The organism is Vibrio fujianensis (genome assembly GCF_002749895.1).
Taxonomy (GTDB): domain Bacteria; phylum Pseudomonadota; class Gammaproteobacteria; order Enterobacterales; family Vibrionaceae; genus Vibrio; species Vibrio fujianensis.
Genome location: NZ_NBUS01000036.1, coordinates 55431 through 65097, shown reverse-complemented (window position 1 = coordinate 65097; position 9667 = coordinate 55431). Strand labels below are relative to the sequence as shown.

General features: G+C 43.2%; 13 protein-coding genes and 1 pseudogene. 3 read left to right on the top strand and 11 right to left on the bottom strand.

The annotated features are described in order from the left end of the window. From B7C60_RS02805 to B7C60_RS17030, 7 genes are all read right to left on the bottom strand, one after another. A partial coding sequence (locus tag B7C60_RS02805) for a ubiquinone biosynthesis accessory factor UbiJ (RefSeq protein WP_245868455.1) occupies positions 1-469 on the bottom strand: 469 nt, incomplete at its 3' end. A gap of 9 nt (positions 470-478) precedes the next feature. Next, positions 479-1261, bottom strand: a complete 783-nt coding sequence (gene ubiE, locus B7C60_RS02800) for a bifunctional demethylmenaquinone methyltransferase/2-methoxy-6-polyprenyl-1,4-benzoquinol methylase UbiE (protein ID WP_099610332.1) — start codon at positions 1259-1261, stop codon at positions 479-481. Between the two features lie 49 nt (positions 1262-1310). Next, positions 1311-2843 (bottom strand): DNA recombination protein RmuC, encoded by a 1533-nt coding sequence (gene rmuC / locus B7C60_RS02795; protein ID WP_099610331.1) that lies wholly within the window; start codon positions 2841-2843, stop codon positions 1311-1313. Positions 2844-2996: 153 nt separating this feature from the next. Then, positions 2997-4184, bottom strand: a complete 1188-nt coding sequence (locus B7C60_RS02790) for a BaiN/RdsA family NAD(P)/FAD-dependent oxidoreductase (protein WP_099610330.1) — start codon at positions 4182-4184, stop codon at positions 2997-2999. Between the two features lie 101 nt (positions 4185-4285). After that, complete coding sequence (gene uspB, locus B7C60_RS02785) at positions 4286-4609, bottom strand: universal stress protein UspB (protein ID WP_099610329.1); 324 nt, start codon at positions 4607-4609, stop codon at positions 4286-4288. 74 nt (positions 4610-4683) lie between these two features. Further along, complete coding sequence (gene ftnA, locus B7C60_RS02780) at positions 4684-5211, bottom strand: non-heme ferritin (RefSeq protein WP_099610328.1); 528 nt, start codon at positions 5209-5211, stop codon at positions 4684-4686. Between the two features lie 58 nt (positions 5212-5269). After that, complete coding sequence (locus B7C60_RS17030) at positions 5270-5413, bottom strand: hypothetical protein (protein ID WP_157928675.1); 144 nt, start codon at positions 5411-5413, stop codon at positions 5270-5272. 90 nt (positions 5414-5503) lie between these two features. Between B7C60_RS17030 and uspA the strand changes: the two genes are divergently transcribed. After that, positions 5504-5929, top strand: coding sequence for a universal stress protein UspA (uspA, locus tag B7C60_RS02775; protein WP_099610391.1), 426 nt, complete (start codon positions 5504-5506; stop codon positions 5927-5929). Between the two features lie 55 nt (positions 5930-5984). Further along, positions 5985-6878, top strand: coding sequence for a carboxylate/amino acid/amine transporter (locus B7C60_RS02770; protein ID WP_099610327.1), 894 nt, complete (start codon positions 5985-5987; stop codon positions 6876-6878). Positions 6879-6889: 11 nt separating this feature from the next. Here the strand turns inward: B7C60_RS02770 and B7C60_RS02765 are convergent, their stop codons facing one another. Together B7C60_RS02765 and B7C60_RS02760 are read right to left on the bottom strand one after the other, a co-directional pair. Then, the gene (locus tag B7C60_RS02765) at positions 6890-7282 is read right to left on the bottom strand and encodes a hypothetical protein (protein WP_099610390.1); all 393 of its coding nucleotides are present in this window, start codon (positions 7280-7282) and stop codon (positions 6890-6892) included. Between the two features lie 88 nt (positions 7283-7370). After that, positions 7371-8174 carry a class I SAM-dependent methyltransferase gene (locus B7C60_RS02760; protein WP_099610326.1) on the bottom strand — a complete coding sequence of 268 codons (804 nt, stop codon included), beginning with the start codon at positions 8172-8174 and terminating at the stop codon, positions 7371-7373. Between the two features lie 212 nt (positions 8175-8386). Here B7C60_RS02760 and asnC point away from each other — a divergent pair, with 212 nt between their 5' ends. Continuing rightward, a complete protein-coding gene (gene asnC, locus B7C60_RS02755) occupies positions 8387-8851 on the top strand; it encodes a transcriptional regulator AsnC (protein ID WP_099610325.1) in 465 nt (154 codons plus the stop codon). Positions 8852-8907: 56 nt separating this feature from the next. Here the strand turns inward: asnC and tsrA are convergent, their stop codons facing one another. Both tsrA and B7C60_RS17660 read right to left on the bottom strand, forming a co-directional pair. Continuing rightward, a complete protein-coding gene (gene tsrA, locus B7C60_RS02750) occupies positions 8908-9189 on the bottom strand; it encodes an H-NS-like global regulator TsrA (protein ID WP_099610324.1) in 282 nt (93 codons plus the stop codon). 91 nt (positions 9190-9280) lie between these two features. After that, a pseudogene (locus tag B7C60_RS17660) lies at positions 9281-9667 on the bottom strand (Bcr/CflA family drug resistance efflux transporter); the annotation flags it as partial.

Here is a 9667-nt window from a genome sequence, read left to right as displayed (position 1 = left end):
CCCAACGATGTTGTTGCTTATCGAGACAGTTATTCGCTAATCGAGCCATATTTTTAGCCCCTTGCACAACTGTGTGTGCAACGACATCCCCCGTCATCCGCGACAACCACTCTTCTAAATCCGGCTGACTCTGTTCAATCAATTGAGCAAACTTTTGCGCGAGTTGCATATCGCCTTGTAAAATTAAACGATCTTGTTTAATTAGCTGGGTTATGTTGGCTTGCTCACGTAATTCAGGTAACACGGAAAGTTGTACGGATAAAAAACAATCGGCTTGGCCTTCATACTGCGCTAACACATCGATTTGTTGGCTAAAAATAAAAGTAAAGGTCTGATTCAGCTCTTTGATATGCACCTGAATGACCTTACCTTTTAAACGAGCCAATCGACGCGCTGAATCGGGAGTATCCTGAATAAAGGTATTAAGCGCTGTTTCCATGACCGCAGTAATCAGTGGCTGAATCGGCATAAGTGCCCCTTAAAATTTATAACCACGATGAAGAGCAACAATTCCACCAGTTAAATTATAGTAACTGGTTTGTTCAAATCCTGCCTCTTCCATCATCCCTTTTAGCGTTTCTTGATCTGGATGCATACGAATGGATTCTGCTAAATAGCGGTAGCTATCGGCATCATTGGCAATTAATCGCCCCATTTTAGGTAAAATGTGGAAAGAATAGGCATCATAAATTTTAGATAGTGGATCTAAAACTGGTTTGGAAAATTCCAAGACTAACAGACGGCCTCCTGGCTTTAAAACCCGAAACATAGACCGTAAGGCTTTATCTTTATCTGTGACATTGCGCAGGCAGAAACTGATCGTAATACAGTCAAAATAGTGATCAGGAAAAGGCAGTTCTTCTGCATTGGCTTGTACATAATGAACATTGCCAATCACGCCTCGATCGCGCAGCTTATCGCGTCCAACATTGAGCATTGAATTATTGATATCCGCTAAGATAACATGCCCTTTATCACCAACTATTCGGGAAAATTTAGCGGTGAGATCGCCGGTACCACCACCTAAATCAAGAATACGTTGCCCCGGACGAGCCCCAGCACAATCAATGGTGAATCGCTTCCATAGTCGATGAATCCCCCCCGACATTAAATCGTTCATCATGTCGTATTTCGCAGCCACTGAATGAAAAACCTGAGCCACTTTGGTGACTTTTTCATCCTTAGCAACGGTCGTAAACCCAAAATGGGTGGTTTCTTGATCTTCTATTACAAGGTTTGCTTGCGCACTGATATCCGTCATTCTCTTTCCTCTTAGGCAGCTATACACCAAAAACTGCAACTGCTGGCGCTTAGTTTACTTTATCCTCAACGGGATGTCTTTCTACTAAAGGGGCAAATTCTGTCTCCTGCTCAAGCTGTGACTTTTCTATCCATTCACTGGCGATTGAACGTTTGACTTCAACACCTAACTGCTTAAAGCTTTCAGCCTGACGGATCGCATTACCTCGACCTGTGGCTAATTTATTCATTGCTGATTGATAGTTTTGGTTCGCACGATCCAATGCGCCGCCTAGCCCTTGCATATCTTCAACAAATAAACGTAGTTTGTCGTATAACTTGCTCGCTCGTTCAGCAATCACTTGGGCATTTTGGTTTTGCCTTTCATTACGCCATAGATTATCAATGGTACGTAATGCAACCAATAAAGTGGTTGGGCTGACTAGAATAATATTTTGTTCCATCGCCTCTTTAACTAAACTGGGATCCGCTTGAATCGCGACCTGAAAAGCAGGTTCAACGGGGATAAACATTAAGACATAGTCTAAACTTTGTAACCCTTTAAGCTGGTGGTAATCTTTTTGACCTAACCCTTTAATATGATTTCTTAAAGCCAGTAAATGATCCCGTAAAGCTGCGTCTCGCTCTTGATCTGTTTCTGCATGAAAATAACGCTCATAAGCGACCAAGGCCATTTTTGAGTCAATCACTACCTGTTTGTCATGAGGTAAGTGAACAATCACATCGGGCTGATACCGTTTACCCGCTTCATTTTGTAAGCTAACTTGAGTTTGATATTCGTGCCCTTCACGTAACCCAGATTCAGCCAATACTCGCGCAAGCACGACTTCTCCCCAGTTCCCTTGCTGCTTATTATCCCCTTTCAGCGCTTGAGTTAAGTTCAGCGCCTCTTTGGCCATCTGTTCATTTAAGCGCTGCAAATTACGTAATTCATGAACTAAGGTATGACGCTCTTTGGCTTCCTGATTAAAACTATCATTAACCTGTTTTTTAAAGCCTTCCAACTGCTGTTTAAGTGGCGAAAGCAAACCTTCTAAACTCTGTTTGTTTTGCACATCCACTTTGGCAGTTTTATGCTCAAACACTTGATTTGCAAGCTGCTCAAACTGCTGCTTTAATCGCTCTTCTGCCCGTTCTAATAACTGTAATTTATCTTGACTGGCCGCCAGCTGTTGCTCATGTCTTGCCTGCTGCTCATGCAGTTGCACTTCAAGTTGCGTTTTCAAATCACGCATCTGGTTGAGTTGCTCAGCATACTGCTGACGCTCTTGCTTAATGGCTTCGAAATAGCGCAACTTTTCCATCACCGCCATCACTTTGCCATGCGCTTGTTTTAATTCGAATTCGGCTTTATCTCGTTGTTGGTCTAGCTCATCCAGCTCTTGTTGGGCTTGCTGCAATGAGTGTTGTAATTGTGCGGTTTGTTGGGCATGCCAATGCGTTTCACTGGTTAATTGCTGCTGGAGTAATTCAACCTGTAGCCGCATTTTTTGCTTCATCCAGCCCGCTATCGTGACACCAGAAACTCCAGCGGCGGCTAACATGCCCATAAGAAGGGAGGAGTGTTCAATCATCCATTGCATAGTCAAAGATTCGTTGCTAATAATCATAACTAAAAAGAGTATGTTTATACTGGATAAATGTCCAGTTATTGAAAGCAATGACTCACATTATCATCGGCTGTTTTCGAGAAGGTCTCGGCGCTAGCAATATATCGAAACCACTGATAAGCACACTCACGCCCACTGCCCTGCCACAAAACCACTCGACCAGGCCCATTGGAAATTATAGCCACCGAGCCAACCTGTCACATCCATCACTTCACCGACAAAAAATAAACCCGGGACAGTTTTGCATTCCATGGTTTTCGATGACAGAACCTCAGTATCAACGCCACCACGTGTCACTTCAGCAGTACGATAACCTTCTGTACCATTGGGTATAAGAGTCCATTGCTCAAGCGCTTCTCCCACATTCAACAACGCGCTAGCGGTAAATTGTTTCAGTGGTTTATCGACGAAAAGCTGACGTTCAAGTAACACTTCCACCAATCGCTTGGGTAACACTCGAGCTAAAGTGGTTTTCAGGGTTTGATTTGGGTGATGCTCGCGCGCACTCATCAGCCATGCTTCGAGGTCTGTATCAGGTAACAAATTAATCGTAATCGCTTGACCCGGTTGCCAATAAGACGAAATTTGCAACACCGCAGGCCCAGATAAACCACGATGCGTAAATAACAGTGCTTCTTTAAAACTTTTGCCACATTGAGCTTGAATCTCAACCGGTACCGCTATACCGGAAAGTTCCGCTAAGGCTTCTTTATCTGCGACATGCAAAGTAAAAGGCACCAATCCCGCACAGGTCGGTAACACCGGTAATGAAAATTGCTCTGCAATTTTATAGCCAAAGGGGGTCGCCCCAAGTTTGGGCATTGAAAGCCCACCCGTCGCAACCACCAGCGATTGACACGCCACTTCGCCTTGAGAAGTCTTAAGAAAAAAGCCCGATTCAGTTTTAGTGATCTGTTGAATATCAACTTGATAACGCTGATGGAGGTTGGGTTGGGAGCATTCAGCCAATAACAGGTTAACAATCTCTTTAGCTGAACCCAGACAAAACAATTGGCCATGTTCACGCTCTTCGAAGGCAATGCCATATTGATTGACCAGAGCAATAAAATCCCAGTTGGTGTATTGCGATAAGGCAGACTTAACAAAATGAGGATTTCGGCATAGATAATTGGCCGCAGAGATATTGTAATTGGTGAAATTACAGCGCCCTCCACCTGAGATCAAAATTTTCCGGCCCGGTTTTTTCGCGTGATCAACGAGTAAAACTCGACGCCCACGCTTAGCCGCTTGTGCTGCGCACATTAAACCTGCAGCACCGGCTCCAATTATCACAACGTCTACATTTTCATTCATGACCGATACTCACTGCAATAAAAAAGGATGTGCAACCAGCACATCCTTACTCACTAGGCTCAATATTCTAACGATAAATGCTTATATTGCCAATCGACCTTTCAAAGCAAAAAGGCCACGAGAGAGGTCAATATAAGCAAAGCACAGCAAAGGACAAACAGCTCTCTTACGCGAGAGCACTTACCAGTAAAGATAGGATCATGGTGATGATGATATTCTTTACTCTTCAAATAATGATAAAGGCGAACTTGTTTGGTGACATTAGCATGGGTAGTAAAAAATCCCCCTCCATCCACTTGCTGGTAAAGCAATGGATGAGCTTCGCGCATGATATAGATAAGCGAACGAAGTGCGGTTAGATACCGAACAATATTAATGCCCGTCACCACCATAAGTGCTAAAAGAATCGTATCTCCACTGATCATCTTTTCCTCCCTACATCCTTGGTAAGTCTGCCCAGAGAAAAAGACACAGCTATTCATTTGTCTTTTTGCTGAGGTTACTCAGCGGGGGCATCCATTACTGAAGATGAGCCTGCTTTTGCCAATGCCGCTAGATCTTTATCAATGAAGAACAACGCTTTTCCATCTTCACCGACCAGTTCTAGCTTGTCTAAAATCCCTTTAAACAACTTCTCTTCTTCATGCTGCTCAGCAACATACCATTGAAGGAAGTTAAAGGTTGAGTAATCTTGTGATGTAAAAGCCACATGAGCGAGTTTATTAATTTGTTGAGTAATCATCTGCTCATGCTCATACGTTTCACGAAATACTTCACCTAAGCTTGCAAAATCGTGCTTTGGTGCAGCGATAGAACCAATAAGAGGTAAGGCACCGGTTTCGCTCACATAGGTAAATAAACGCTGCATATGCTGCATTTCTTCTACGGCATGAGCACGTAGAAACTCGGCCGCACCTTCAAATCCTTTATCTTCACACCAAGCACTCATTTGTAAGTATAGATTGGATGAAAAAAATTCAAGATTAATTTGATCATTCAATTGATCAATCATTGCAGGTGATAACATTTGTGACTCCAGTGATTAAGACAGCTTATGATAACTATATCATGCTATTTCGTTATTGTTATCCCCAAACAATGATTGTTATCCCCAAGCCACGGATGGCTCTCACCATCCCATGAGCATAGACAGGCGATATGATTGGGGTGAACGAACCTAGCCCCCCTGCGGCTTCAAGTTGGAAGGGTATAGATGCGAAGTAAGACATGCTCTTCACCTTCGATATGAGATCATGCTGGCAAAAAAACGGAGCTTGACATGTTAATCTGTCGTCAGTCATCGATAAGGAGATAGTATGATGAGTTATCAACATATTTTAGTTGCAGTCGACCTCTCTGAAGAGAGCAAGATTTTAATCGATAGAGCAGTAGCGCTCGCCAAACCACTCAATGCAGAACTCTCTTTTATTCATATTGATGTGAATTATGCAGAATTGTACACCGGTCTTATTGATATCAATTTGGCTGAAACCCAGCACCATTCTATGGAAAATTCACAAAAACAATTACAAGAGCTAGCAGATTACGCTAACTACCCGATTCACCACACACTGGTCGGTAGCGGTGACCTAAGTAACGAGCTGTGCGAAACCATTAATGAGTTTAATATTGATCTTGTTGTCTGTGGGCATCATCAAGATTTTTGGAGTAAGATTCTCTCCTCCACGCGTCAATTGATTAATTGCTCACCCGTCGATATGTTGGTTGTACCACTCAACGACTGACGATAGGCAAAAAGTCAGCTAGACTGCTGAAAGTTCTCATTCATGTACCAGTATTATGATTTACTTATCTGCAGTTACTCTACTATGGGCTTTTTCCTTCAGCCTGATCGGCGTTTATCTCGCGGGTCAGGTTGATGCTTGGTTTGCGGTTTGGATGCGAGTCGCTCTTGCTTGCGTGGTCTTTTTGCCTTTTCTACAGGTTAAGCAAGTTCCTAAGGCGTTAATGGCCAAACTCATGGCCATTGGCGGTATTCAATTAGGGTTGATGTATTGCTTCTACTACCAATCTTTTTTACTGTTATCGGTTCCTGAAGTTTTACTATTTACCGTACTCACTCCTATTTATGTCACCTTATTGTACGATCTCCTGAGAGGGCATTTCTCACCCTGGTACTTAGTGACGGCCAGCATTGCTGTGATCGGTGCAATATGGATCAAGTTTGCTGGGATTAACGAGCATTTTTTTCTTGGCTTTATGGTTGTTCAAGGAGCAAACCTTTGCTTTGCTATCGGTCAAGTCGGCTATAAATACGTGATGGAAAAAGAACCTATCGAACTTCCTCAACATGCATTATTTGGTTATTTTTATCTTGGTGCTTTTTTGGTTGCCAGCATCGCATTCCTGTTGTTAGGCAATCCCCAGCAGTTACCAAACAACTCATTACAATGGGGGATATTAATCTATCTCGGGCTAATTGCTTCAGGATTGGGTTATTTTGCTTGGAATAAAGGCGCTTGCCAAGTTAATGCAGGGGCGTTAGCCATTATGAACAATGCGCTGGTTCCCGCAGGGTTAGTGATCAATATCGTCATCTGGAATCGAGATGTGGATTTGCTGCGGTTATCTGTGGGAGGAGGGATTATCTTACTTTCACTCTGGCTCAATGAAACATGGGTTAAACGACAGGTTGCACGAAGCTATCGACATAAAACACATCGTCAACCCTAAACGGTAAAATATTAGTGGAACTGAGTGAGAGAGATCTCGTCGTTAAGCGGCAGTAACTTGAGTTCGGTAAACTTACCTTGTAATGCTTGCTGCTTTTTCATTAACTTATGCTGTTTTTTAAGCACTTTTGCCAGTTTTTTCTGGTATTTTTTCTGCTTCTTTAGCGTTTTTTTAGTTAAAACCGATACCGATGTTTGCGAACCTAACGTGGTCGAAAGTAGTGGTTGAGTGAGTCGATCATTTTTTGCTATCTGCAATGACTGAGGTTTACATAAAAGGCTCTTATCGACAGCACTGCGCGCACATGCGCCGCAAATATAGCTTGGCTGCATCACTAATTGCTGTATCTCGCCCATTGATGTACGAATATCGTGACGATTAAGCTTGCATAAACGTTTAACCATAATAAACACAACCAAAAATAACAATAAGAATGATTCTTAGTTAGATATATATCAAGCGGTGTAGAATAGCAAGCAAGATTTCAGTCACTCATTCGATGTCTCGTGTATTGATATCCGTCATTGCGGCTATCACGTAGACATCAAAACGATTCTTTTTCGTCTCAATAACCATGCTGGGCTTTTGTTCTGCCAGCCACGGAGCATAATCAGGCCTTTTTACCACCACCCGCTTACTAGCAAGCTGTAAAGCGGGAGTAAGTAGCGCATCAGCGTCACTATCCGCTCCAACTAATGATTGAAATACCCGCATCTCTTTTTTCACTAACGCGCTTTTCTTCTTGTTCTCTGGGTGCGGATACATGGGATCGAGATAGACAACATCTGGCTGACAGAAACTCACATCATCGGCTAGTTTTTGTAGCGCATCATGGCTCGATGCGTGTAATAAATTCACCCGTTCACTGACCCATGGGCCAATGTCTCTATCTTGTTTGGCTCGTTGCAAACCATCCTCCAACAGCGCCGCGACCACAGGATGACGCTCAATCATTTGCACTCGACATCCTAAGGACGCCAACACAAACGCATCACGCCCTAGACCAGCCGTTGCGTCTAATACCGTCGGTAACCTTCCTTTATTAAGCCCTGCCGCCTTCGCTATCGCCTGTCCTTTACCGCCACCAAATTTGCGCCGATGAGCGACTGCACCACTCACCCAGTCAACATAGATGGCACCTAATTTGGGCTCATCCACTTTACGTAGCTCTAGCCGCTCAGCGGTCAATACCAAAGCAAACTGGCTGTTTTGGCAATGCGTTAATCGCCAATGCTGGGCAATAAGTGTCAGTTGTTCAGCTCGTTCAGGAGCTTCACATAGTAACTGTAACTGCAAAGGAGGCACTCCAAAGAGAGAAAAAATCAGCGCTAGTGTAGCGAATTTTCCTGATCACAGCGATATTTTCACGCTGTTGATAACGCGTATCCTTAATTCAAACGGATGTTAATTCTACCTAAACGATGGCTTGGCAGGCTGGGGAAATCATGTTATCTAATGATCATTACACTTAGTTTCGCGCTTTAATCGCGTATTGCTCAGGATCAACCATGCAAGCAGCCCCAACCAAATTAGACAATCTGGATCGCGCCATTTTAAAAATATTAATGGATGATGCCCGAACCCCTTATGCTGAAATGGCCAAACAATTTAATGTCAGCCCTGCGACGATCCATGTTCGAATTGAGAAAATGAAAGCGGCCGACATTATCCAGCGTACCGAAGTTGTAGTAAATACAAAAAAGCTAGGCTATGACGTCTGCTGTTTTATTGGGATCAATCTCAATGCCGCGCGAGACTATCATTCGGCACTGGCGAAACTTAACGCACTGGAAGAAGTGGTTGAGGCTTATTACACCACCGGTGCATACAATATTTTTGTTAAGTTGATGTGTAAATCAATTGAAGAATTACAGCACGTATTAATTGATAAATTGCAAGCAATCGACGAAGTACAATCCACTGAAACCCTGATTTCTCTACAAAACCCCATCAATCGCAACGTAAACCCATAACACAGCAAACCGCAAATAAATGGTGATAGCACTATCTAGCTAGATTAGCGGCCTAATTACTTATTGAGGAATTTTAGTAGGTCTTCAGCGGAAATACCTTGCGCGACAAGTTCTTGAGCCATTTGTTCAACCTGTTCATGTTTACGAGACTCAATCACTTGTTGAAATTGATAAACGAGATCACGCAAAACTGGGACAGGAACTTGTTTGGCGGCGCTACGAATACGTTCACTACTTTGGTTGCCCAGTTCATTAAGTAACTTGCCAAACATCACCTTCTCTGGAGACTCATCAAGCTGTTCCCAAATGCGAGCCATTTCATAAGTGGTCATAGACATCGTATCGTAATTCCAAAATATCATGCAAAAATATAAGAGTGGACAATATACACGCCTTAAAACGATTAGAAAATAGCTAACAGAGCCTATTTTATGAGGAATGTAACGCCCATTGATGCCAGCGACGACCGGCTTTAGAAAAGAGAATAATCAATCCGGGGGCCAATAGCCACATATGTAAAGCGATCAGCATTTGTGGCTCAAGATTAAATCGTTGCAGTGAACCGACTAATAAGCCGGATCCACTCATTTGGAACAGACCTAGCAATGCTGCAGCGGTTCCTGCTTTATCACCAAATGGAGCCAGTGCTTTCCCCGCCGCCGCACCCAATATCCAAGCAAAGCCAACAGAGGATAAAAAAATCGGTACCATAAAAGCGAATGCTGTTTGTATGTGAGCAAGCACTATCATTAAAGTACCAGATATAATTAAAGTTATAATACCCAGAACTAATATTCGGTGAGTTCCCACCTTTTC

Bases quoted from the DNA above. Each gene is read 5' to 3' on its own strand.
- ubiE (WP_099610332.1), bottom strand. From the start codon at position 1,261: ATGACGGATATCAGTGCGCAAGCAAACCTTGTAATAGAAGATCAAGAA.
- rmuC (WP_099610331.1), bottom strand. From the start codon at position 2,843: ATGCAATGGATGATTGAACACTCCTCCCTTCTTATGGGCATGTTAGCC.
- B7C60_RS02790 (WP_099610330.1), bottom strand. From the start codon at position 4,184: ATGAATGAAAATGTAGACGTTGTGATAATTGGAGCCGGTGCTGCAGGT.
- uspB (WP_099610329.1), bottom strand. From the start codon at position 4,609: ATGATCAGTGGAGATACGATTCTTTTAGCACTTATGGTGGTGACGGGC.
- ftnA (WP_099610328.1), bottom strand. From the start codon at position 5,211: ATGTTATCACCTGCAATGATTGATCAATTGAATGATCAAATTAATCTT.
- B7C60_RS17030 (WP_157928675.1), bottom strand. From the start codon at position 5,413: ATGTCTTACTTCGCATCTATACCCTTCCAACTTGAAGCCGCAGGGGGG.
- uspA (WP_099610391.1), top strand. From the start codon at position 5,504: ATGAGTTATCAACATATTTTAGTTGCAGTCGACCTCTCTGAAGAGAGC.
- B7C60_RS02770 (WP_099610327.1), top strand. From the start codon at position 5,985: ATGATTTACTTATCTGCAGTTACTCTACTATGGGCTTTTTCCTTCAGC.
- B7C60_RS02765 (WP_099610390.1), bottom strand. From the start codon at position 7,282: ATGGTTAAACGTTTATGCAAGCTTAATCGTCACGATATTCGTACATCA.
- asnC (WP_099610325.1), top strand. From the start codon at position 8,387: ATGCAAGCAGCCCCAACCAAATTAGACAATCTGGATCGCGCCATTTTA.
- tsrA (WP_099610324.1), bottom strand. From the start codon at position 9,189: ATGTCTATGACCACTTATGAAATGGCTCGCATTTGGGAACAGCTTGAT.